Source organism: Zooshikella ganghwensis (assembly GCF_018263875.1).
GTDB classification, from domain to species: domain Bacteria; phylum Pseudomonadota; class Gammaproteobacteria; order Pseudomonadales; family Zooshikellaceae; genus Zooshikella; species Zooshikella ganghwensis.
Genome location: NZ_JAEVHG010000006.1, coordinates 1 through 25,299, shown reverse-complemented (window position 1 = coordinate 25,299; position 25,299 = coordinate 1). Strand labels below are relative to the sequence as shown.

General features: G+C 36.0%; 18 protein-coding genes. 8 read left to right on the top strand and 10 right to left on the bottom strand.

Features of this window, described 5'->3' with window-relative positions; all coding sequences use genetic code 11:
• Window positions 1-18: 18 nt before the first annotated feature.
• From KHS79_RS10585 to KHS79_RS10575, 3 genes are all read right to left on the bottom strand, one after another.
• Window positions 19-4,014, bottom strand: a complete 3,996-nt coding sequence (locus KHS79_RS10585) for an amino acid adenylation domain-containing protein (RefSeq protein WP_212718760.1) — start codon at window positions 4,012-4,014, stop codon at window positions 19-21.
• 1,209 nt (window positions 4,015-5,223) lie between these two features.
• Window positions 5,224-5,706, bottom strand: a complete 483-nt coding sequence (locus KHS79_RS10580; protein ID WP_212718759.1) for a LabA-like NYN domain-containing protein — start codon at window positions 5,704-5,706, stop codon at window positions 5,224-5,226.
• A gap of 364 nt (window positions 5,707-6,070) precedes the next feature.
• Window positions 6,071-8,308 (bottom strand): glycoside hydrolase, encoded by a 2,238-nt coding sequence (locus tag KHS79_RS10575; protein ID WP_212718758.1) that lies wholly within the window; start codon window positions 8,306-8,308, stop codon window positions 6,071-6,073.
• A gap of 104 nt (window positions 8,309-8,412) precedes the next feature.
• On the opposite strand from KHS79_RS10575, the gene KHS79_RS10570 reads away from it, so the two are divergent.
• Genes KHS79_RS10570 through KHS79_RS10560 form a run of 3 tightly spaced genes read left to right on the top strand, consistent with a single transcriptional unit; the run spans window position 8,413 to window position 11,322 of the window.
• Window positions 8,413-9,891, top strand: a complete 1,479-nt coding sequence (locus KHS79_RS10570; RefSeq protein ID WP_212718757.1) for an ATP-binding protein — start codon at window positions 8,413-8,415, stop codon at window positions 9,889-9,891.
• On the top strand, window positions 9,866-10,510 hold the full coding sequence (locus KHS79_RS10565) for a response regulator transcription factor (RefSeq protein WP_212718755.1): 645 nt from the start codon (window positions 9,866-9,868) through the stop codon (window positions 10,508-10,510). Before KHS79_RS10570 ends, KHS79_RS10565 begins: the two co-directional genes overlap by 26 nt.
• Window positions 10,501-11,322 (top strand): DUF2861 family protein, encoded by an 822-nt coding sequence (locus KHS79_RS10560; RefSeq protein WP_212718754.1) that lies wholly within the window; start codon window positions 10,501-10,503, stop codon window positions 11,320-11,322. Before KHS79_RS10565 ends, KHS79_RS10560 begins: the two co-directional genes overlap by 10 nt.
• A 215-nt stretch (window positions 11,323-11,537) precedes the next feature.
• On the opposite strand, the gene vioE is transcribed toward KHS79_RS10560, so the two are convergent.
• The 6 genes from vioE to KHS79_RS10530 form a co-directional block, all read right to left on the bottom strand.
• Window positions 11,538-12,164, bottom strand: a complete 627-nt coding sequence (gene vioE / locus KHS79_RS10555; RefSeq protein ID WP_212718753.1) for a violacein biosynthesis enzyme VioE — start codon at window positions 12,162-12,164, stop codon at window positions 11,538-11,540.
• Between the two features lie 14 nt (window positions 12,165-12,178).
• Window positions 12,179-13,300, bottom strand: coding sequence for an NAD(P)-binding protein (locus KHS79_RS10550; protein WP_212718752.1), 1,122 nt, complete (start codon window positions 13,298-13,300; stop codon window positions 12,179-12,181).
• Complete coding sequence (locus KHS79_RS10545; RefSeq protein ID WP_212718751.1) at window positions 13,300-14,589, bottom strand: FAD-dependent oxidoreductase; 1,290 nt, start codon at window positions 14,587-14,589, stop codon at window positions 13,300-13,302. Before KHS79_RS10545 ends, KHS79_RS10550 begins: the two co-directional genes overlap by 1 nt.
• A 1-nt stretch (window position 14,590) precedes the next feature.
• Window positions 14,591-17,623 carry an iminophenyl-pyruvate dimer synthase VioB gene (gene vioB, locus KHS79_RS10540; RefSeq protein WP_212718750.1) on the bottom strand — a complete coding sequence of 1,011 codons (3,033 nt, stop codon included), beginning with the start codon at window positions 17,621-17,623 and terminating at the stop codon, window positions 14,591-14,593.
• A 47-nt stretch (window positions 17,624-17,670) separates the two neighbouring features.
• A complete protein-coding gene (locus tag KHS79_RS10535; RefSeq protein WP_212718747.1) occupies window positions 17,671-18,954 on the bottom strand; it encodes a flavin monoamine oxidase family protein in 1,284 nt (427 codons plus the stop codon).
• A 565-nt stretch (window positions 18,955-19,519) separates the two neighbouring features.
• Window positions 19,520-20,161: a glutathione S-transferase family protein gene (locus KHS79_RS10530; RefSeq protein ID WP_094786066.1), complete on the bottom strand. Its 642-nt coding sequence runs from the start codon at window positions 20,159-20,161 to the stop codon at window positions 19,520-19,522.
• A gap of 182 nt (window positions 20,162-20,343) precedes the next feature.
• On the opposite strand from KHS79_RS10530, the gene KHS79_RS10525 reads away from it, so the two are divergent.
• Window positions 20,344-20,904: a TetR/AcrR family transcriptional regulator gene (locus KHS79_RS10525; RefSeq protein ID WP_233468373.1), complete on the top strand. Its 561-nt coding sequence runs from the start codon at window positions 20,344-20,346 to the stop codon at window positions 20,902-20,904.
• A gap of 89 nt (window positions 20,905-20,993) precedes the next feature.
• Here KHS79_RS10525 and KHS79_RS10520 read toward each other — a convergent pair whose 3' ends face one another.
• The gene (locus KHS79_RS10520) at window positions 20,994-21,596 is read right to left on the bottom strand and encodes a DUF4291 domain-containing protein (protein WP_212718745.1); all 603 of its coding nucleotides are present in this window, start codon (window positions 21,594-21,596) and stop codon (window positions 20,994-20,996) included.
• A 355-nt stretch (window positions 21,597-21,951) separates the two neighbouring features.
• On the opposite strand from KHS79_RS10520, the gene KHS79_RS10515 reads away from it, so the two are divergent.
• The 4 genes from KHS79_RS10515 to KHS79_RS10500 all read left to right on the top strand — a co-directional run.
• Window positions 21,952-22,179 (top strand): hypothetical protein, encoded by a 228-nt coding sequence (locus tag KHS79_RS10515; RefSeq protein WP_212718742.1) that lies wholly within the window; start codon window positions 21,952-21,954, stop codon window positions 22,177-22,179.
• Window positions 22,180-22,881: 702 nt separating this feature from the next.
• Window positions 22,882-23,715: a PEP-CTERM sorting domain-containing protein gene (locus KHS79_RS10510; protein ID WP_212718740.1), complete on the top strand. Its 834-nt coding sequence runs from the start codon at window positions 22,882-22,884 to the stop codon at window positions 23,713-23,715.
• Between the two features lie 293 nt (window positions 23,716-24,008).
• The gene (locus KHS79_RS10505; RefSeq protein WP_212718737.1) at window positions 24,009-24,593 is read left to right on the top strand and encodes a hypothetical protein; all 585 of its coding nucleotides are present in this window, start codon (window positions 24,009-24,011) and stop codon (window positions 24,591-24,593) included.
• 109 nt (window positions 24,594-24,702) lie between these two features.
• Window positions 24,703-25,299: GNAT family N-acetyltransferase (locus KHS79_RS10500; RefSeq protein WP_212718736.1), on the top strand; the 597-nt coding region annotated here is incomplete at its 3' end.

Sequence of the window (25,299 nt, the reverse complement as noted above, 5' to 3'; positions counted from 1 at the left end):
AATGTTCACCTATTTTTTTTAATGGTTGGCTAATCTTCGTTCAATTGCGGTTAGTAATGTTTGAAGCTCAGGCTCTTTTAAAATGGCGTAATGATCTGCATTTAAATTGGCAATGACTGGAGGATTTGATGAGTAACCACTACTATTTTCAATAAAGGAATAGTCATCTCCTTTTGCTTTAAAAATAGTTAATGGTGCTTTAATCTTGCGCTCATTTAACTCATGAAAAGTATATTTGAAATCATAAGTAAGGCGTACAATTTGAGTTATTCTTTTAATGAGATCTGGTTCGAGATGCTTGTATTTTGAACTTATAAACGAAATAAAAAGTTCTTCATTATTCACCACTTTTAAACAGTCTTCCAGTGTTGCTCCTGTAATCGTCTGGGAAAAGACTGAGAATAAAATAGTTAAAAATTTCTTATTATTGTATATTGAATGGTCACGAGTTATTACTTGTTCACATTGATCGAACTGTAAACTAATATCATCCATATTGTGTGAGTGTGATTGGATCTTAGGAGAACCAGGGGCTATTAGAAAAATGTTTTCTACACACTCCCCACATTTTTCTAACTGGTAGGCGGCTTCAAAAGCGACTCGAGCACCAAATGAATAACCCCAAAGAGTATAAGGACCAGATGGCTGTATTCGCTTAATTGATTTTATATCTTCTTCTGCCATTTCTTTGATGGTTGTGAAGGGAGTTTCTCCAGCATTGATACCATAAGCTTGCACACCGTAAAAAGGCCGTCCAATTTTCACGTGATTGGCTAGTGCTCTTAAACTCATAGGATATCCGCCTAAACCAGGCCAACAAAAAACTGGATTTTTGTTCCCTTTATTTGATAAGCAAGCAATACGAGAAATTGGTTGCATATTTTCGCATTGTATATGTCTTGCTAGTTTTTCTATAGTGGGAGCTTCAAATAGAACTTGTAAGGGCAAAGTACAGTTAAGTGTTTTATTAATCTTGTTAATTATTTGTACACCAATTAAGGAGTTTCCTCCAGACTCAAAAAAATCATCTTCTATAGAAACAGATTCCCAGCGTAATGCTTTTTTCCAAATTAAAGCAATAGCTTGTTCGATCATTGTTTTGGGTGGAATTATAGGACGTTCAACTGACTCGATATGAAGCTGCTTTGATGTTTCAAGTGACTTATAATCAATTTTTCCATTAACAGTTTGTGGTAGAGCATCCATGATGATAATTCTATTTGGCACCATATAATCAGGAAGGTGTTTAGCCAGATCATCTTTAAGAATTTCTGCTGGTCCCATTGTATGAATAGCATCCTCTTTCATGCCCTCGCTTTTATGTTGTTCCAAACTAATACGACCACCTAAAAAGAAGTATGAAGGTCCTGATTCCTCCCCAATACTGTTAAGAATTGATGTGATGCGTTTGGCAGCAGGTAAGTCATTTCCTGTTTTAGAGCTGTAACCTGATGACATAAAACCTAAGTATAAGTCGTTCATTTGAATTTGTTGTAATTTACGACCTAACTGGATATAACTACTCCAGTCAGAATTTTTTCTACAAACAAGGGAAATACCAAAACTAGAGCGCTCATAAACTTGTTGATTGATAGCTATAACATGTTTTTTCTGAATTACATCATTAGCAATTTTTTCTAAATAAGCTGGCGCTAAATTATTGTCTTTGTATTGATAAAGGCCTGCAGGAAGACCTGAAACTTTATCTTCATGGGTTTGAACAAAAATATCCAGGTTATCTTTTAAACATGTGCTTAAATTAGAATAAATTTCAAAAGAACCCAGATAGTAGTCTTCAATGGCACACTCCAGATGATCTTTGACTGTAGGAGTATAAACGCCATTATCAACTTTTAATTGATAATGAGAAAGCACAGCGTCGAATAAGCCAAGCATATGGCCCGTTTCCATTTCTAGTACTTCTAATATATTATTTTTATAAACAGGCTCAATAGCACTTTTTTTTCCTATGAAATGTACTTTGATACAAGCATTAGCTGCTCCATCAATTGCTTTGATAAGAATTAACTGATGATATACAGGGTGGTAATAATAATAGCCTGATGTTAATGATCCAATACCATGTATTTCTAGATACAATTGTGTCGCATATAATGCTCCTGGTGATGCATAAGCGTATTTTGGTAATAGTCGTTCATGGCTATGATACTGACCAAAATTTCTTAATATTTCGCTCAACTCATGAAAACTAAGAGAGCTGATGCTGCGCTCACTTACTGCTTTTGTACTTGTAGAACAACTGAGTAATTTCAGTATATCATCTTTACTTACAGATCCCCCCTCAAAAAAACGATAGGTCTTTCTTGAAAAAGCTAAATGACGTTGTGCCTGTGTTGCTCGTTTGTTAGATAACTCTACAATATCTTTATCAGCCAACTCATGTTGACTTTTGCACCCAGGGTTTGACAATTGAGCTTTAACTTGTAATTTATTTTTTTTAGATAGGTGATGCGCGCTGTTAATGCCTTGATCCATTAATGCCGCTTCACGTGCATTCAGCTCGATACACGCAATAAGGTTTTGAAATCCTGTGCGAGCATCGTTTCTTATGAATACTGCTGCATTTTGTACCCAAGCATGGGCTTCAATGGCAAGTTTAATTTCGTCAAGCTCAACGCGATAGCCACGTAACTTGACTTGGTTGTCTACACGGCCAGCAAACTGAACTGAGCCATCAGCATTCCAATAAGCCAAATCACCAGTTCGATATAATTTGGTATGTATACAAAAGGGGTTGTCGATAAACTTTTCAGAGGTTAATTCTGGACGATGGAGGTAACCACGTGCAAGTTGGTTACCACTAATAAAAAGCTCACCAATTTCTCCAGTAGATACGGGTATCATTTGATTATCTAAAATATAAAATTCTGTGTTATCAACGGGATTACCAATAGGAATTGCGTTGAAATCATTCGTGCTTTTAGTGGTGCTTAATGTCTCAGCAGTAACTTTATAAGCTGAGGCGTTAATCGTACATTCAGTAGGACCATATAAGTTTACTAATGTACAGTGGGAAAGTACTTGACTACACTCTAGGGCTAATTTTTTTGAAAGTGCTTCTCCACCACTGAAAATTTGTTTGAGTGAATGGCATTCTTGGCAATCGTCACTATTTAACAATGCTTGAAGGAGTGTAGGTACACATTGCAGAGTGGTTACGTTATATTGGATAATCATCCTGATCAATCTCTCAGGATCACGATATACACCAGCGCTTCCCATTATGACTTGGCTACCACAGCAAGGAGACAAAATTTCCCACTGCGCTGCATCAAAACTCATGGGCGTTTTTTGAAGAATAATGCTATTTTGATTTATAGCATAAGCATGACGTAACCAAAGCATTTGATTTACAATGCTGTGATGTTCAATCATTACTCCTTTGGGCTTACCAGTACTGCCTGAAGTATAAATAATGTATGCTAAATTATTTGGGCGTAGGTAGACACATCGATTGTATATATTTGTAATTCGGTATGCATCAGTAAAGGCTATAGCATCTTCCAGGGTGATAATTTTCGTATTTTGTGGTGCAATTTTTGACAGTTTTTTTCTAAGCTTTTCTTGGGTGAAAATAACTTTCAAATCTGCATCTGCAATCATATAACGAAGGCGATCTTCAGGATACTCAGGTGATAGTGGCAAATAAGCGCTGCCAGAAAAGAGGATGCCCCATGCTCCAATCATTAGATCGAATGAAGGGTCGACAAAAAGACCAATACATTCATCCACCATTACCCCAATATGTTGTAAATAAACAGCTAAATTTGAGCTTTTCTCAGCCAGTGATCGATAACTTAGATTTGTATTATCACATACGACAGCTGTTCTATCTGGGTATGCTAATACTTGCTCCATAAGGAGATCAGGTAAGCATTTACTATTTATTTGTTCAATCTCTATGAAACTCGATGATTTAGTATCTGAATTTTTAGTAGAGATAAGGGATGAAGGGTTTATGTCCTTAAAGCTATTTTCTTTTTTTAAATTCATTTTAGTGTAGATTTTAATAAGATTGAATAATGATTGTTAAGTACACGCTTGTTAAGTAATTGTTTTTCTATCAATATCATATTAACGAATCCTTTCGTATCGTTATAGAAAGCTGCAAGCTATCCTTATTAATACTGTGATATTAATGCTATCTAGATAATAAAGTGATCTGAACTATGTATGGTAGTATTTACATTTGTATATTTTTGCGATACTTCAAATAACTAAATATAATTAATAAAATACCTTTTACGAAGCATTTCTAATCATGCTACCTATTGCGCTTACCCCTTATGGGGCGGCTGGCGTTGCTAAAAAAACTTCGTTTTTGGTATAATCTAAATAAATTAACTTTTCTAAGGTAGCAGCTAATCAAAACAATAATTTATTAGTGGTAAGGTAATATGCTTGACGCCGTGGTGATAAATGTATTGCATTATAAGAGCTATACATCTGGGCTGTGATTGATGTTGTATTTTTCTAAACGTCATACTACTTAGACACTTCCTGTTTATAGAAAATACGAAAAATTGATTTTATATGTTTCAAGTTGTTCAATTTCTATCAGGAATCTTAATATTAGTTGTTGTTAATGCTTTGGCGTAACAATAACTAGAAACGTATCACGCAGACACTTACTTTTATTAAGTTCCAGTACTTTCATCACTTGAAGACTCAGCTAACGCTTTTAAAACCGTATGGTTCCTATTGCTATTCTTAGCAGACTAGACTCACTAAAATCCTTCGCTGTGTATACATCCATTACTAATGGCTAATCAATCTTATACTTATAGGGTAAGGATTATGTTGATAGCGAGAATAGCTTACATGAATAAAGCCCTTGTGCGTAAATTTTAAAAATAATATCACAACAACTGATTTATATTCAAGCGGTAAAACATCACTAATTTGTTTTATCAGTACTTATAATTTAAAAGCTTTATATGCTTTGCGAATATTTTCGTATAAAGCAGAGTTAACTTTAAGTTGTTAACTAGCTTTATATGGTTTGCTCTACAATTATAAGAAATGCTCGATTGAATTTTTAATAACAAATAGACTAAAGTCTAATTTACATTTTGGTTTTAATGAGTTAGTTAAGGTTGTTAAAGATTAACTTATCAATAAGAAACAATGAAATTAAGAAAAGAAATCTAGTTAATTAAGTGTTAAAAGTTTCTAGCGCAAGGAGGGTTGTAGTTAGTCTCATTATTTTTGTGTTAGCAAGAGACTGTCATCAATGGCTATAAATTTTGAAGCGACATTCATTAATGTGCGTGCTGTAAGTTGTGGAACACCGAAAACTTCTACTGAGGTATTGAAGTCGTTTTTAACTTTGCTTACAAGCAAGTCAAAATCACCATCGCCTGTAACAAGTACGACAACATCTGACTTTGGAGCATAGTCTATAACGTCTAGGGTGATGCCTACATCCCAATCTCCCTTGGCAGACCCATCACTTCTTTGAATAAAAGGTTTCAATTTAACTTCAAACCCAATTGCTTTAAGAATGTTCTGAAACTGTTTTTGTTTTTCATCGCCTCGATCAATGGCATATGCAATCGCTTTGATCACTTTTCTGTGAGCTGAGACAAAGGCCCAAAACTGGTTATAGTCGAAGTTTCTATTATAGGCTTGTTTCGTTGTATAGTAGATATTTTGCACATCTACAAAAATAGATACCTTTTCCACTGCTCTAGATTTTTCCCGTAGTTGGTTATAAATAGCGGATTCATATAATAACTAAATATGTATATTTTAGATATTATCGGAAAAATAACAATGGAGAGTGGTGAGTTCGGTGAAGGGGGTATTCACTACTGCAGGGCAGCTACATATAACTTATCTTTAAAGTACCTTTGTTCAAAGCCTATATAGCACTTTTGTAGCATATCATACGTCTTTCTTTGGAGGATTGGTGTTTAGGCTGATGCAAAGGCCCTGAGCAGTAGAGGCCAAGAATGGCCTTCTACTGTAGGAAGAGCAAATGAGTTCATGTATTGTGTATTAGTACAGTCTTTCCACTTTGTAAGCTATTTGTTACAGGGGTATGTGATTACTGAGCTTGGTACTTAATAAGTTGACCATTAGCTAAGGTTGCTAGCATTGACTGTGCGGGAATGCTTATTTTCTTATGTGTCCAAGGTTTATTAGAGAAGTTCACCCATACTTCACTATTGTTAGCGTACTGAATATAGTGAACAGTTCGCTCTTCATTCAAGAATGAAAACTTTTTAACAGCTTGGGTAGCCAACCCTTGATGTAGGGGTGAAAATGCGCGATCGAACTGTTTGATGATGGGTAGTCGTTTATTAAGTACGTCATAATTTATGTGATAAAGAGGCGGAACAGCGTATAACAGTGAAAATAGTTCACGCTGAGGACGTAAGGAAGGGAACTTAAAGTTATCATAATACCAGTGATGTGTGGTGATGACTGCATCGTGAAAAACTGTTTGATACAGAGGGACTTTAAACCTTGGGTCAAAAATAGTAGTTTTATACTTTGGTAGAATGTCAACTTGTTTAAAGAAGAGGCTGGGTTGGTTATCGGGCCACCAGTTTCCTAAGTAGTAGCTGGATTTCTTATTTTTAAACATTGACTGGTTTCCCCAGCCAAAAACCGGTGTTTGCAAACCATGGGCAAAGATAATACCTCGTTGTGTAACGGCATTACCATCCTCAGAGCCAAGCGGTAATCTGAAATGGTTACTAAACCACCGTAAACGGGCTTCCCTGGATAAAGCCATAAGCCTTTCTGTCATAGTATGTTCAGGGTGATAGTCTTCAAAAACCATTCCGGTTGCATCTACGTCAAGAAAATAACTATTATATTGAGCGTATTCTAAGACTTGGCCGACACGTTTTTGATAATAATCCGTTAAGCACGCAGGGTTGGTATAGCGACCTCTTTGTTTAAAGCCGGTTTTCCACTTTCCATCAGCAAGCATGATACCGCACTTGTTGAAAAGTTCGTCTCCCATTTCAGATGACATCCAGCTACCATCAGACTCACTCGCAGGAAGTGCCGTATTGTAGGAGTCATAAGCTCCAACCAGATAACCAAGTTCTTTTGCTTTTTGTACAGCTTCTGGGTGGTAAAACCCAACTCGCCAATCATCAAGACCAAGCCAGGCTCGTTTTAGGCCAGACTTTTGAAGACGGTTGAGTAATCTTGTCGAAAGACCATCTCCCCAATCCTCTTTGTTCTTCAAAAATGGTCCTATTTTGGCTTTTACCAAAGCGATCGTCGCATTGGCATGCTTGATTTGTGATTGAACTGTATTATCAGACTGAGGAATAGACTCTATAAAAGCATTGTTTAATGCATGAATTACCCACTTTTTTTCCCATAACGGTAGATTTTGCTTTGCATTCCCTAGGGTTGACTTTTGTTCTTTAGATTTTAGTTGACTAATAAAAGCTTGACCTGACTTACTATTTAACCATGAAATTAATCCTGGCCAGTTCTTAATATCATGATAGGAGAATAAGGTCATACCCCAAACATAAAAATGGCTGGCACCAATTATTTTTTCTCCATCTTTAACATTTTTTAGACGATGAGATAAGTTTATAAATTGCTTATTTTTCTTTAGATAGGCACGGTACAATTTAGCACCAGATATTATATTTTTTTGTGTATCTAAGTTGATTGTGACATTAACAGGCTCATGTAAACTTAAGGCAGAGAATTTATGTGTTGCCTTTAATGTAAGACTCTTTTCAGACGGGATAAATGCTAGCTTATTATTAAAAGGATTATTAAGCACCCAGTTTAACTGAAATTGATTGTACTGTTGACTCCATAGTGGAAGCTTTAGGTCTTGGGTAGTATTAATGGTATGCAGTTCTTCAGTCAGATATTTTTGCCATATCTTATTATTAAGGGGAATGAAGCTTCCTTCTCCAATAGGTAGAATCAGTGAGTTTACTTTTGTTTGGGGTTGTTGTAGCCAAGTGAATGACTGTGGATGAGCACTTTGTATGGTAAGGTGAAGGTCAGTGCCATTCAGTTTTGCCTTAAACGTTAGTTTGTGTTTTGGCCACTGCCACTCTAGCTGATTAGTAGTGTGGTGTTTGATAGAGACCCGTTGGGGGGAAACTGTTTTATTATCATTGAGGGTTCCGCCATGTGATAGTACAACGGGTTTCAAGTTGTACGTTGATGTTATGGCAAACGTGGATGGTTCAATATCGATTTTCCATTGCGGGTTTTGTAAGGTTATCGCATAGGTATTGCTACATGCTGATACCCATATTACATTAAATACAATTTGTAGATGTTTACGCATACTACTACCTCCAGTAAAACACGTTGTTGGAGGATTGAAGCAAATCTGCTGTTGAGGATTGTCAAGATTGTGTTAATTTTTTTAAAAAAATTTTGGTAACTAAGTTGTTAAGTAGGTTCTTTGAGAAGACTCGACTCAAAAAAAGTTTTCGTCAGCTGCTGTTTTCTTCATATTTAGCTGTTTTGGCGATTGTTGTTGGCGGGTTATCAAGCTTGCCGGCAATTGCATTCAATGGCACAACCCAGCAGCTGTATGGGGCACTGGACTCTTACGTACCATCGCATCAGGTTGCCATTGATGCTTTGCAGCAATTTGAGCATGTGCAGCTTAACCCTAAAAAAATGCACCCTCAAACTCACCTGTATGGACTGGAAGAGTTACAAGCTTTGTACCGTTACTACCAACGCTGTGCTCAACCACCCAATCTATTGAAAGAAAATCCACTGGCTAAAACAGAGTCATTTATCACTGCTGTGTGTATGCAGCAAGAGCTATCATTAAGCTGGTTTGTTTCTGGAATCCTCATTCACCCTGGAGGAGGAAGTTTTGCGTACAGGTATGCAACAGATCACCCTGAGCAGTTTAATACATTAAAGCCATATATGCATATTCGTGAGTTGGATAATGACTATTATACAAAAGACCTTGATGACGACCAGCTTCTGGCATTAATACGTTCAGCGCAGTGGATATTAGGCAAGCAGTTCTTATGGGTAAAATTTCCCAACGAGTATCGTCTTTATCATAGGCAGCAATGGCAACCATTAGTAGACTCTTTTAATTTAGAATTACACTCAATCAACCAAGAGAAAAAGTGTAGCTTTATAGAAGGAAACATATGCTGGGTAGAGAAACCAATAAGTGAAGTGTGGATATATACTGCCTTAGGAATTTTTAGTATATTCTCTATTGGATATATTTTTCTATTGGTCATTACTCGACATAAGTATTTTAAAGAACAGCAGTTTATTGTGCAGATGCTTGCCCATGAATTACGTACCCCGATTACTCGATTAGCGGGTACAGTGGAAATATTTAGAGCGCAATTTGACGAGTTGCCAGAGAGTTTACATCAGGGGTTTTCCCGACTTTGTAAAGATGCTTTACACTTGCGTCATTTAGCGGAAGCAAGTAAACAATATTTGCAATTAGATTATGGTGCTAATTTGCAGAGGCAATATTGTGAGTCATGGCATGAACTTATAGAAGGTACTTTAAGTGAGTATGATATTAAATTAGAGCTAGACGATGATAAGTCAGTATTTATTAATATTTACTGGTTTACGTTATGCCTGAAAAACTTGGTACTAAATGCACTTAATTATGGTAAAGGTAAGGTTTTAGTTAAATCATATTGTACAGAAAAGCATTTAATTATTCGGGTGCAAGATCAAGGCAACTTGGACCCAGGAAAACTGTCTCAGTTAATTAAACCTTTTAATAGTCAGCATGGGGTAGGGCTAGGGCTACATTTAGTCAGTCAAGTTATGAAGAAAACTGGTGGTCGTTTATTTTTACAGGGGCCACCAACAACATTTGTTTTGGAGGTACCAATTAATGCGTCCAACTCTACTCATAGTTGAAGATGATCTTGAATTGGCAAATGATTTAATGAACTTTTTACAGTCACAAGGGTACTCCTGTGAATCCTGCAACTATTTGGAGAAGGTAAATAAATTATGGAAAAATGCCGATTTAGTTATCCTTGATCGACAATTTTTTGGAGTTGATACCATTGACAAGCTACCCGAATGGTTAGCAGTTAAAGCAGTACCTGTATTGATTTTAACTGCAAAAGTCGATGTTAATGAGCGTGTTGCAGGCTTAGATGCTGGAGCAAAGGACTATATCACTAAACCATTTTCTTACAATGAACTATTAGCGCGCATTAGAGCAAATTTACGATCATTGAGTCAGCTAGAATGGAGTTACCGGTCACTTAAGCTTTTCCCTGCTCAACGTAAAGCACTCTGGGATGAAATGCCATTAATATTGACTAAAACTGAATTCGATTTATTAGCATTATTGGTGAGAGCACCTGGACGAGTTTATACGAGAGATGAGTTACTTAATGAAGTGTGGGGTTATCAATATTATCCTACGACACGTACTGTAGATACACACATACTGCAGTTACGGAAGAAAATTCCAGGGATAACTATTGAGTCTGTTAGAGGAGTGGGCTATCGGTTATGTGCCTAAGATTTAAATTATCGGGGTTAGTATGTTTATTTTTTACTCAAGTTGTATTTGCAAACTGGTTCAGTCAACAAACACCTTTCACAAAGGCCCATGAAAGAATTTTGCAGGGTAATATGTTATTGTTTTGGCAATCCATGCATGATATTTGGAATGATAAGACAGTAAAAGCATATACAAACTGGTTTGATTTACTACCGGTAATGTATCAACAGCAATGTGGGCGAGATTTGCCTCCTAAACTACCTACATGGCTTGAGTCTCTGGATATTCGTGTTATTCAGCGGGATGAACCTTTGCGACGTTATTATCGTTGGGAAATAGAAGGGTATACTAAGCAATACATACAACAGATAGAGATAAAGGGCACTGGAATTGACTTAAAGCTAATTAATCAAGTAACTCAGCAGAAGCGAAGCTTTTATGGTGAGTCGGAGGAGCAAGTAAAATCAATAATTGGTGGGGTATATCAAATAACAGTTATTACTGCTCAAAAACAATGGAAAGGGACTATTTTATTAGCGCCACTACATAATATTCAATGGATTGCTTGGCGGGGAAATGATTGGAGGATGGTCGAAGGGGGAGGAACTAAAGCACTGTCAGTCTGTCCACAGCAAGAAATCAAAGCTATGGTAATGAAACCCACAAGCTATGAGCTTGTATGGCATCATCGTGCCAAAGTGCAAGAAAACTACTCCCTTCCAAATCTTCAGTCAGGACCCTATTGGTATTCAGTATCCCTTATTAATCATCGTTTTCAGGGTGACATTCATTTAGAATTTCAACATCGCATACTTAAGCGACTAAAGTGAAACTGCATTTAAATATTAATCATTATCTCAATAGGCTAATTGAGGATGCTATACGCTGATGCCTTGATAATATATTAATTATTTTTGTATGTTAAGAAGATTTTTTGCGAGTTATTTATACTATTGACTATAGTACTGTATTGTATTTTGAGTATATGCATGAATCTAGATTGGAGTACAGTCTTTAGCTGTACTCATAATTTACTGTTGTGTAGTTAGCTCATGGCGTCATGATAGGGAGACAGATCAAAAATACATTCGCTTATTTTCTCAGTATTGAATGTCGGAAAATCTCGAACAGAAGCATGTAGTTTCGGATCACCTGTTACCATTCGTATTAAGCAGTTAGTACCTGCTTTAAAAAAATAAGTCGCTGGGCCTTTATTGGGTATATAAAATTCCCAAGAATCTGCTTGAATATTTAAAATTTTATGTTTACCTGCATATGTGGCTTTGTGTTTAATTAATACATCTTTTGCTAATAGTAGCTCATGAGAATCGTTAATTTCATGTGGTGAAGGTATTGCATTATAGATTAGTTTTATTTTTTTTTTTTTTTTTTTTTCTATATGCTGTTTTGTTTTAGTATAAGCAATTTTTTTCTTATGAGTAACACCATCACTTGCATTTACTAGTTCAGACATCCAAAGTCGGTGCCCAGTTTCTTTTTCTGACCAAGGGTTAAACAAGCCATCTATACGGCATTTATTATCAATATAATTAAACCAGCAATACCCTGATGTAATTTGGTCATCTTCAAACATAGGAGTCCAATAAGATATATAGCTACTACTCCATTGATCAGGTAATAATGGTGGGGAGGGAATTTTGTTTAGTTTCATTTAAAACATTATCCTTAATATAAAAGAGCTTCTTGTAATGCTTGACCAAGCGTTGCTGGTAGGTGAGGTAGCGCAGAACGGCGTGAATCAAAACTATCTACAAGCTTATTAATATCGAGTTGCAACGCTTCATTGGCATTTTCAAACCAAAGTCGACTGGCATTTGCATGATCACGAAAAAGGTGAACTAATGGAATTATTTTTTTGTTATATGAGTCTAGAGCTGTGGGAATAGTGTTATTAGTAACAATAGAATTTACCAGTATATGAGCACTGGTGATTGCCATTGTTGTGCCATGACCAATAGAAAAGTGTCCAGATTGAAGAGCATCACCAATCAATACGAAGCTTTGATTATAAGACTTGTTGTGGCCTAATGTCATAAAATTTCGCCATTTTAATCCCTTAGGGATATATAAACTATGATCTTGTAATTCATTCCTAAATACTTTTTCTATAAATTCACTTGTTTTTTTAGTTGGGATTTTGTCTAAACCAGCTTTGATAAATGTTTCCTCGCTACACTCAACAATAAAAGTACTCATTTTTTGTGAATATTTATAAGCATGTGCTATAAAAGTACCTTTTGGGTATTGTTTGAAAATAAGATTCAGTGAATCAAAAATCTTGCTTGTTCCGAACCACATATATTTATTTTTTCCATAACTTATTTCAGGTTTTAGTGATTCTCTAAAGTATGTCGATGAATGATTTATCCCAGTAGATAATACAATTAAATCATATGAAGATTTATTTAAATCATGCTCATTTAAAGGATGCTGGTAATGTTGAATAGTGATACCTTGGTTGATACAGTGTAGCTTAAGTGACTCTATTAAAGCTTTGCGCGAAACACCACATAAAGTAACTCCTGTATTGAGAAGCTTGCTATCTGATTGTTTTATTAATCTGAAAGTGTCGATGTGCTGAGCATCTAGACTATCGTAATTAGTAAGATATGAAAGTGCATTTGCTGGATGAGCTGGCGCGTGTCCAGGCAGAACAACACCCCAACCAAAAATATCGTTTGGTTTATTCTTTTCAATTATATCTATATCATAGTCGGGTTTTTGTTTTTTTAGTTGATAAGAAAACATTAAACCTGCAGGGCCAGCACCTACAACTAAAATCTTCATTAACTTACTCTCCCTAGTTTGTACCAAACATTTTGTTTTTGTTGGAGTGTACGAAGTTTACTATATGCCATTGATGAGAAATAAAGCTTATCAGCTAAATCGGGTGGATATATTGTTGGCAGCTTGTTGTGCATTAAACGATTATACTTTACTCTCATAAAGAATAAGGGATTAGATTTACTAAGAACTTCATAGTTTACAATAGCCATATGCTGCATAGCATCTGCTTCTTTTTTACGAACTAATGAAAACTTAGCTAGTGTTGATTCGAAATCATTATGATGTTGTTGAAGTAAATTTGCTAATACTTGAACATCTTCAAGTGCCATGTTCATTCCTTGACCTAAAAAAGGAGCTGTAGCATGAGCTGAGTCACCAATGAGTAAGGCTTTATTTTTATAATGAAAAGTATTCGAGGTAACATTTATTAAATCATTGCTAGGCTTGTCAATAAACTGACTGATTAAATCTTTTTTCAACTGATTTGATAGCTTGGGAAGATAACGACAGAAAAACTGTGAGATTATAGCTTTATCATTCATTTGCAAGCTTAGCTTACCCTTATACGGAAGGCAAAGTGCAATACTGGCACTACCATCAGGAATCGTAGCAGCTCGTCCAGCAAATAAGCCTTTTGAATCCATTCCAAAAAAATATAGCGTGTCTCGTTTTAGATTGAATTCAGTAGCATCAGGTATGACCAGAGTTTTATAGCCATGCTTAAAGAATGTTTGATGAAACTCAAAACGACGAATAGTATTTTGCATAACCTCTCTTACTTTTGAACGTGCACCATCAGCTCCTATAATTACATCAGCCTTATGTGTTTGAAAAGTATCATTGTTACTTTTAGTAGTTATTACACCATGATCAATATTAATATCGATACATCGTTGATTATAGTGGAAGCGTACGTTATTTATTTCAGCATATGTATTTAATAGCTTTTGAAATGCAGCTCTGTTAAGTGAGAGCGGCGATAAGTTGTTGATAGGTTGAAGCTTTCTTGCCTTAAATTTTCCCTTAATAAAAAAAGACATATTATAGATTGGTAAGCCACAAGCTAAAAGTTCCGAATAGGGAATTTCAGCACCCAAAACAGCATTAATCCCTCTAATTGTCATACTTACACCAATAGCTCTTGAACTCTCCTTATCTATATAATCAGATATATTTTGTAGTGGATCAGCACGTTTTTCTATAACGTGCACTTCATGACCTAACCGAGAAAGGTAAATGGCGGCTAAGCTTCCAGAGAGCCCTCCTCCAACAATAATTATTTTTTCCACTTTAAGCCTCCCTGGATAATTTGCCTGTTGATAGATCTTGTAAATGTTGATAATAAAACTCAAGTAGTTCTATATAAGTTTGACTTTGATGATCTGTTAACATTTCGCGACAGTAATGAGCGATTGATTGGCAGTGAATTGCCAACCTTTTACATCCAATACTGTAGTTAGTCTCTGGTTGGTAATTTTTGCAATTGGGTATGGGGGGGCCAGCGGTGCGGCCTAGAACTCCTGAGGGTTCGTTCATTAATCTAATTGATAAAGGCCGTAAAAGACCTGCCATAATATCTATTGCTGCGTTCATTAATCTTGAGCGTCGTAAGCTCCCTTTATTTGTTAAACTAAAATGCTGGGTCATCAGAGCAAACATAAACTCATAGCACTGATTGTAAAGTTTCATCAAAATTCTAGCTTGTGGAGAGGTGACGGTATTACATCCTTCTTGTGGTTCTAGAACTGGATTTCTTAAACAGGGATTCGCTGGCTCAAATGGGAGTTTAAATGAACTCAATGTTGTAGAAATATTACGTAAACGCGCAAAATGTGAATGTTCAAAATATGCTGAGTCTGGGGAGACGCCTTCACCTTGTTGAGAAATAAAATCAATTGCAAACAATGCACTTTCCGTATTATTAACTTCAAGTTGATAAGCAGGAAATTTTCTGTTGGTCAACTCATTAAGAAACAAGTGATGTTCTCCGCCAGAAGTCGTAGAGTTATTGGGATACAAATTTGGTATATCAATAAATGCCTGGCGAATTGATTGATAAAAGTTCGCTATTGAACGACCTATACTAGGTACATAGTTAGGCCACTCGAATCTAACAAATCGAGATAAAACATGCTCAGAAAAGGGTTCAAAAGAAAACTCAGTATCAATATTCAATATGCTCATTGCTCTTTGGCCAATTAAAACCTCTCCAGTGTAAAATGGTTCTCCCAAAGACATTAGTAAATTATTGGCAACAAGATAATGAATCATTTCCTCATGTGCTATTTCTAAAATTGTTCCACGCCAGCCAGAGTTTAGTCGTCGATCACTACTACCATTGACCATTTTTAGTTGTTCTGAGGTCCAGATATTTTGTTGGACTTTAATTTTACCTGCAGCATAATTCGGTAATGAGTATGCAGCATACAAATATTGCTGCATTATTGAAAGTTCTAAGTCAATAGCTCTCTTTAAATGGTAAATAAGCGCTTCTTTACTGGTTATACGTTGTTGTGAATAGTCTAATATTTTTTCACAATTATCACTGTTACTACTCGATAGTTTTTGTTCGATATTTTTTAGGTATTTTAAAAATAGTATTGATTGTGGTTGACTCATCTCGCGTGTACTAGGCATGTAGTAACTTTTATTTTTATTTTTAGGGTCACACATTTGCCACATCAAGCGTGCGTATGTTTCACATTTACACTGGTCAGCCATACTAAAAACTTTATCAGACATAAAAGGGTAAACAAGCTCATAATATGCCATTACATTCTTATATAGCGTATGATAATCAACTTTTTCGATAGGTATCTCTTCAAGGTGCCAGTCATCAGCTAGCACTTTTACTATGATTTTATTGTTAGCATTACCTAGATAAAGAATAGCTGTACCTGGTTTTTTGCTGTAAACAGTTAATTTAGCTTTGCCACTAACGTCTGTAGATAAACTTTCTTTTGGCCTAGTGGCGACTACAGAATTGTCTGAAATATAAATTGGAATATGCTGATTTGACTTTCGTTGACCTTGAAAATAACTGAAAATATCAATCGTTTGAGAAAACTGCCGATCATGCTTTATATCAGGAGCCTCTAAAGAAAAGTTGCTCGTATCTGTATGAACTTCCCAAGTTGATTCATTCCATATATTGCTTTGACTTGATAATGACAGTACACCATCAATTTTATTCAGTAATGGTACATCAATGAAGCCCTGATTATCCCAAAAATTTTTATAGGATTCTTCAGGTATTACAGCAACTAAAGTTCCTTTATTTGTTCGGAGTTCCAAATCACCTTGAGCTTGAAGCTGGCCAAGTCTATGTGTTGGATGATTATCAGAAATGGGATTAGGTTCTCTAGTTGAAAAAGGCAATGCTGTTGGCATATAGCATGAAACCCACTTTTGATTTGCCTGCACTGAGATTGGACCAAACCTAGAATTTTTCTGGGGATACAAAATACGCCCACATGGTGTAGTACTCATTTGATTGTCATCCCATAAAGAAATCGTTCCTATTAAATCATAAAAGACATGAGTATTTGGATGCTTAGGGGATGACATGTTAAAAACGACATATTGAACTATGAGCCCTTTAATTTCTTTTCTTTTGAGAGCATTACTAAGAAATGTTAAACATGGTGAATTAATAGTATTATCAGATAGTAAAAAGTGCTTATCGTTTTTTGGTATTGAGAACTGAAATAATCGTGTTTGAGAAAATTCTCCAGATAAAAAGTGTTGAGACTGGTTTATAATATGATTTTCACCAAACCATCTTACTGAATGTACACAGTTGATGTCAGCAGAAAAAAAGTGATGTGTGCTTGGAGACGAGTTTTTTTCTTTAATTGTGAGTTGTCCAGCGAATATTTGGGCTGTATCTGGCATGGTTGGATCAATGTCAACCCACCTGGCACGATTAAATGTAGTGCGTAAATATTCGTTATAGTGTCCCCAGAGTTCAATTTTACTTCCAATTATTGGATCGCTTCGAGAATGAATGCCAGGCTGGCACTGAAAAGATACTATTTTAGTATTTTCCCATGAAAAGTGGTTGTTTCCATAAAAGTTATAACCTGCAGCAAGGTTAAAATCACCGTCTGGGTCAGCTTTGCCATCAGCATTAAATTTAGGTGGAATTTGTTGAAGATAGTCATGAAATATTTTTGGGTTTTGGTTGATATCAAAGGGTTTGTCATCCATGTAAACGCTATTTGTGGTATTGTCAATTGTATTCACAATGTTTCTATTGCCAGTCGGAACATTGACACGGGCAAATCCTCTGAAATGAATCCTTGGGAAATATAAATTACTCATTTCTTACCGATCTTTGCTACGTTTTTTGATTTTGCTTACATTGTTAGTTATAAGGCTAAAGCTAAATTTGATTGTTTAGTATGTGCCTTATTTATTTTTTCTAGTAATACACTTGCCGCTTTCTTACCGCTGATTATACCACCTTCCATCCATCCACAGTGACTAGTGTAAGCATCAGAGCAAGCTATTATATTTTGTTGTGTGTTTTCTAAAACTAAAGGGTGATCATCTGAATAGTTTGTTGAAAACTCCACACCTTTTGACCAATACTTCTCAATATGTACAATTGGTTCAGGTATAGCCTCGTTAATATTTAATTCTTTACTTATTAAATAGTGAATTTGGTCAATATATTCATCAGGCTTGGTTGAAACTATTTTATTCCAGTAGTCGGCTTGCTTGCCGTCGTTATAAAAAAATAAGTATTTATCTGATTTAAAGTATAATCTACGAATAGGGTTGTTTAAGATGTAAATGCTATCTTCTAGCTTGTATTTTTTCCACCAAGGCTGCTTATAATAAAGAACACTTTTAAAAAGTGGAATAGATTCATAGTTGAACTGACTCCAAGCTTTAGGGAATTGTGGGTCGATTTTATCTAAAAATGATGGAGGTATAGCAAGAATAGCATATTTACAATTATAGTGAATTATTTGATTGTTAGGTGTTTGGAATGAAAGTGTTGAGCTATCAGGGTTGTATACAATATTATGCAGTAGATGTTCTTGATAAATTGAAACATTACGTTGTTCAATAAGGTCTTTAAGTGAATTTATAACAGAGCTAAATCCTTCTTTGAGATTGAACCACTGACGCTTATCGTGACCAACTAAGCTTTGGGTTTCAGGATGCTTTTCTATAATATCATAGCCTGTGGAGACAGATATATAAGGTAGGTAAAGCGAGTCATAACCAAGGACCCCAATGATTAAGTTTGCTTTTTTGATGCCAACATTTAAGCATAAAAAATTATAAAATGAGGTCTCAGTATTTGGTGGTTTAATTCGTCGAAGCCGTTCTAATGTATTCTTAACAAAAGTAATATGTTTACCTTTATGCTTTAGATCAATAAAAGGAAACTCTTCAACTTCTTTATGAAAATCTATGGTTAGTTGATGAACATTTGGATGAAGTTCAGGGGAGTATCTACCTGCACCCAGTTCAAAGTTAGTGTTATTGTACTTTATGGTATGTGCTCTTCCTCCAAGCCTATTCTGTTTTTCAAAGATACCAATTTTTAAATTATTACATAAAGGGTTTTTTATAAGAGAGGCCGCACAGGATAGTCCACTGATACCTGCACCAATAATTATAACATCCAGGTGTTTCATCTTTTACTCCACTATATAAATAGTATACTTTAAGAGAAATGAATGGATTATAGTCTTTGAAATAACTAGCTTTTGATTGATGGCCTGTAATTAATAGTTGTTGTTAGTTTACGCTTTTAGAAAGTTTGGATTGTGCAGAATAGACGGTTTTATTGATTTATTAGTCACTTTTATAATGATAAAATATGCTAACAGGTAGCCCATAAAATATGAAAATTTTTGACGAAAACAAGATTATTAGAATAAACCACTTTTGTTTTCAACTAATTGCACTGAGTAACCAGTATGAATCAAAATGGCCTTAGATTATTTGAGTTAAGCTAATTTAGGTAGGAGTAATTTAGGTGGTGTCGGTGGTTCTTAATTGTTAATAAATAATATGTTAATTTATTGAAAATTAATGAAGATATAGCTTGGTAAAATTTAATTACATCAATCGATATAGCATGGCCCTAAACAGTTTTACGGTAAATAGTTCGGGAGTGATGGTTTTTTGTACAAGGGCTTGGAGTTGAAAATAATCAAAAAACTGCCTCATTTATAAAAGAGGCAGTCAAGATATAGGCTATTTTAGTAGCTTCATACATGAGGGCCTATTAAGCATTTTTGCGATGTAGTCTTGTAAATACTCAAACCGCTTTAACTGTTCTGATCCATGTGGGATTCCATGAATATAGGCCAGAATTGGAATGATAAGCGTGTCAGCTATTGTCAAGCGGTTCTGCCCAAGTGTTTTACCTGTTTGGAGCTCTTTGTTCAGCTTAGATAATACATTTAATAATAAAGGTTCTGCTTCTTTGATTTTATCCATTTTTACCTGGCCATTTTCGCCTTTAGGGAATGCGAACTCCAATAAATAATTTTTAATGATAGGTAAGTTAAACTCCCCTGCTAATATGCTACACCATTGATCATGTAATGCACGCTCATAAATATCTTCTGGCTGCATTGAAGGTTGAGGATATGCTTGGTCAAGATATCGACAGATTGCTACGGTTTCACACAGCACAAAGTCATTATGAAATAAAATGGGGACTTTACCTGCTGGGTGTAATTTTAAGTGTTGTTCACTTTTAAAATCTACATCCTCCCCATTAATAGTAAGTCCTACAGTGTAGTTTAAACTTTTTTCTTCACACAATAATATAACCGTTTTAACAAATGGACTAAGGATTGGGCCATAAATATGCAGTGATTCATTATTCATTGAAGCGGTGCCTTTAGTTGTGTTTTAAGTAATAGGTTATTGACTAGATAATCTATGCGAATCAAAATATGATCAAGAACATATTTTGTTAATTTGCGTTTTGTGGATGTAATCAATACTGAAGTTTGGAGTACATAGTAGTTTTTGACACTCCATATTTACTGTTGCATTCACGAAAGGTCATGACTAAGAGGTTGAAGCTAGTGGGCTGGAGTAAAGAGCATAAAGGGCAGGTTAGAAATCAAATTTTAGAAAGTGCGGCTCGACTATTTATGCGTCGCGGATTTGATAATGTCAGCATTGATGAAGTGATGCAAAATGCAGGATTAACCCGAGGTGCATTCTATGCTCACTTTAAGTCTAAATCTGAGCTTTATGCTGAAGCAATTCGGGATGGAGCCTTAAAAAGTATTCATGCCCAGGAGAAGGCACCACCTATTTGTGAAAGAGTAGAAAATTATTTAAGTGTAGCCCATAGAAAAGGAGAAGAAATGGCATGCCCTCTGGCATTTTTAGTGTCTGATGTAAGTCAGCAAAATGATACTGTCAGAGATGTATATACTAAAGTATTTAAAGGCTTTGTTACTAGGTTGAGTGAGTCGACCCAAGAAAATATTTCCAATCAGCAAGCGCTACAATCAGCTGTTTTAATGATTGGTGGAATGGCGATTGCTCGAGCACTCAACGATGATAGTCTGGCAGAACAGTTATTAGTGGCTTGTCAGCAAGCAATTGATCTATAGGTAACCTTTTCTTTGTAGGTATGCTTTACTGGTAGGGCCTATACACTGTAATGAGCAATATATCTGCCTTACCATTGTCTGAAAGAGGGTTAACTTATATGTAAGTGTTGTTCTAGGGTTTTAGAAACTGGATAGCTGTGCTCTGTAGGGAGTTTTTGCTGGGCTTCTAGAAGGTGATTTTTATTTACTAATTGATGTATTTCTGAGGCAAGATCAGTGACATCTGTTATGGATTGAATCCATTCATTTACATATAATTGAACTGCTTTTTTGCTTAGGCCAATTTGAATGGCTCTATATTCGAGGGGTTGTAGGTGCAGGTCTCGTTCCGGGTCCCACTGGATTCGAACAGGGGTTACTTCTTTAAGGTGTAACCATTCACTTCTGTCTTTATGATTTATGGTTTGATCGCTTAACAAGCTATGAGTAAGTGCCCATTCAAAGCCTTCTCGTGAAATATCAATGGCGAGAATCCGATTTTGACCACTATCTTTTTTACCCCATCCTGATCGATACATCATCCATAGGAATGAAAGTTTTATCCACGTCATTCGTTCTAGCTTAAAAGGAGGCGATACGAATGTACCATGCTCAAGTGCAGTATTAGCAATAGCATGGTTATAAGCTTGATACACTCGAATTGTTTTATCATCATACAATGCGCGAATTTGTTTAGTTGGAACTTCTGTCACTTCCTCTCCGAGGTCTCGTTACTAATATTATTTATAGATCTTACTTTAAAGTAGTCAAAAATACTCGTTAAAAATAATTTTAGCTATTATAAATAATGGGGGCCTACTATTAGTTAGTTGTAACATTATACCCTTCACGAATGAATTCTAGGTTTTGTTATCTTCATTCCTCACCCCAATCACCTATTAATATAGGCTCATGGGATTTCGTCACTCGATGGCCGCACCTAAAAACCATTCGTATTGGGTATGGTATTGACATTTTAAAAAAACTACAATAGAGTCTACGCTCAAATCCATTAAACAGTGCTTCTGGACATCGGCCCCTGAAGGTTATCTTATCTGGCCGTTTCTAATGTTTATATGTCAACATTGTAATGCACAATCTCCTTTCAAAGAAAAGTCCTTTCGATTAACTTCAAAAACCCGAGAAAAGCTTTATCCTTCCAGAGTCTCAGCGAATAAGCATCGGCAAGCCAATAAAATAAAAAAAACTGATGATCCGGGTGGTATAGGGACTGAGATTGTTGAAGCAAAACAGGTATGTAAACTTTGCTATCAGGCATTGACCCTGTTGGAATAATATACCTATACCGAAGGATTTCTAGGCCAGGGCAATGGTATATTAAAAGAGTCTGTGATGATCAGAGATTATACTCCAATCTCGCTTTAGTCAGTCGCAGTAATAGCTCAATATATTAAGGGTACTACAATGGCTGAATAATGGCCGCTGAACTGTTTGCCACAAGGAAGCGGCAATCAAGCCGCCATGGATGGATTCACGGCGTGTTCGAAGGATATTATGTAGCCTTTGGGTACAGGTGCTTTAAAGGAAAATTATATGCGATTGCTTTGATTTCCAGGAGAAGCTATGAGTAATGAATCTCAACGAACCTATAAGGAGTTATGGATAAACTGTATGCACATCATCTTTGATGGTTAAGAGTAGCAATAATTGAATTTAGAAATAATTTGTGGTGAGTAAATCATACATTGAAGTACAATGGCTGCATATTTAAAAAATAGATTTTGTAAAGATAACAACCACATGTGATGCTTCTTATCTAATGCGTAAAAGATTTTTAAATTTGTAACAAACGTCAAAATATTTTCCATCAAGAGTTTTAACCTTACTCTATTATGTAGATTTGTTGAAAAAAGAGTCTTCATTTCAGGCTTCTAATGATTTGGCTTTTTTTTTGCGTTCTTCAGTGTGTTTATTAGTTCAGGGATTATGGTTTTTTGTTTCAACTGGATTACAACTTAAATACGCTGGAGATTAATAATGAATAAAATATTTAGAGTAATGCTTTTAACTTTATGTGCAATAATCACGTCGCAAAGCCAAGCGGGCTTAATCTATGGTGTTCAACAAAATAACCCAAATCTAGTACTGATTGATACCATGACAGGTCTTATTAGTAATGTAGGCTTATTACCTGCAGGTGCCAATGTTCTTGATCCCGTACAAGGTTTAACGGGAATGGCAAATGGTACATTACTTTATACTGATGGTAATGCTTTACCTGGTGTACATATGCTTAATCCGAGTAATGCAGGGTTAATAATGAGCTATGCTCTTCCTGGTGTAGCGGATCGTGGAGGGTTAAGTTTTGATACACCCAGTAATTCGTTATTTTCAGTCAATAATGGCGGACCTATTGCTCAACAAACAGGTTTGGGTGGGGCAGTGAATTTAGGGTTTATACCGGTAATTGGGCCAAACTTTCCTGGTGGTCTGGGAGGGGATGACTTCGGCAGACATTTTGCCCAAGGACGAAATACCATAGTGGGTGGTAACTTTATAAATGAGTTTAACCCTGTAACGGGTGCTGTATTAAATACACTTCCACTGCCAAATAATGTTGATATATCAGGTATGGCTTATGATGGCACATTTTTGTATGTATCAGAACTTTCTACAAACTTTCTATATACTTTGGATCCAAATACAGGAGCTGTATTTAATGTTGTACCCTATGCAGGCGGTCCTTTAACAGCATTAGCAGCAGTGGTTCCTGAGCCTTCATCTTTAGCATTATTTTGTTTGGTAGGATTGTGTTTGGTTAGTGTACGTAAAAAACTAAAGGGCGTCACTGAAAATGCACTTTTTTCGTGATAGCTGTGTCAGCGCTGTATTCTTGCCCCAGCCAGTATATATTAAATATCTAGGGTTGCTATCGCTAAGCCTACAGTAGTTGCTTAGCCCTCACTTATTCCTTATACACTACGGTTCTTCGTGCAGTGTTTCTTTTCTCTTACAAAAAGTTCGAGTGGCCATGTTCTTTACCAGACGATCAGTTTTGTGCCCATGAATATTCACTGTATTTAATATAACGAAACTAGAGTGTGAATAAATAGTCTGATAACGTAGTAGAAATTAATTCTTACATAGATAGGGCATTTTTTTATATGCAAGCTCATGCACCAATTGATTCAGAAGGGCGAGATTTGCAAGTTGGGGACTGGGTTAGAGTGATTGCTGCGCCTCTTTCAATTCGTGGGATGCCTGAAGAGTCACTTGAAGCATTTTCCAACGCGGTTGGGCATACGTTCCAGATAGAGGAGTTTGATGAGATAGGCTGTTTACACCTTGATATGTACCCCAAAATTAGTAGCGACTCTATTTATATTGAGCCCTATTGTGTGAGTCGATTTAGGCGTTACAAGAAGTTGAGTAATGCCTTTCTAAAAAAACAGGCTGTATTAAATTTTGCTCAAGAACCAGTCTTTGAAATGAGGTTTGAGATTATTGCTCATCATAATGTAGATTTGGAGTCGCTGGGCCTTTATATTATCAGTGAAGGCACGGCAGAAGATACGATGGGAGGCTTTGCTTGTTGGCCAAAGGAACGCAAGATATTAGGTTCTGTAAAAATTGATGCTGAAGATCCAAATGCGATATCAATACTTAAAAGAATAAAAGAAATGTTGGAAAACTGTAGTGAAATTGAAGAAGTTACTGTATCAGACATACAGTTAATTGGTAAACCTTGATTAGTGGTTTAATATTCCTTTCCTATATGTTCTGTGTTCCTCATAGCTCAATCTTTTCTTCATGAAATAGTGATTTACTTGAAGTATTTTTTAATAATTGGAGAAGAACGTGACTGATATTGTCATCAAGCGAGGTTGGGATATTGGTCAATCAACAAGAATTGCAACGCTTTATGATGAGGCGTTTGGCTTTAAATTTTCTGGCGCCATTGCAAATAAAGAAGTCCGTGTTCGTATTTTGTCAAAAAGCTTTATTCCCGATTTTTCCTATGTAGCGTTTGTTGACCACGAAATTGTAGGATTGGCTGGTTTTCAGGCACACTATGGTTCGTTTACAGGTGGGATGAGTTTAAGTGTTTTAATCGATGAGCTTGGTGTTGCAAGCGGTATTTGGGCTGCAACTGTACTCAGTTTATTTGAGCGAAAACCAAAAGCACAAGAACTTATCATGGATGGTATTGTGGTAGACAGTAAGTTTAGAGGAAAAGGTATTGGGTCTATGCTTCTGGATAGTATTGTTTCTCATGCAGGTAAAAATGGATATGATTCTGTGAGACTAGATGTAATAGTGGTACGGCCTGACTTTTCTAGACAGTTTCTAGGTTTTGAAAATACGCTGCTTCAGCGTTTGCTGGTGAGCACCTGTCATTGTGTGTGTGACGCCGTATTGGATTATAAAACATTTCAATATAATGGAATATTATCT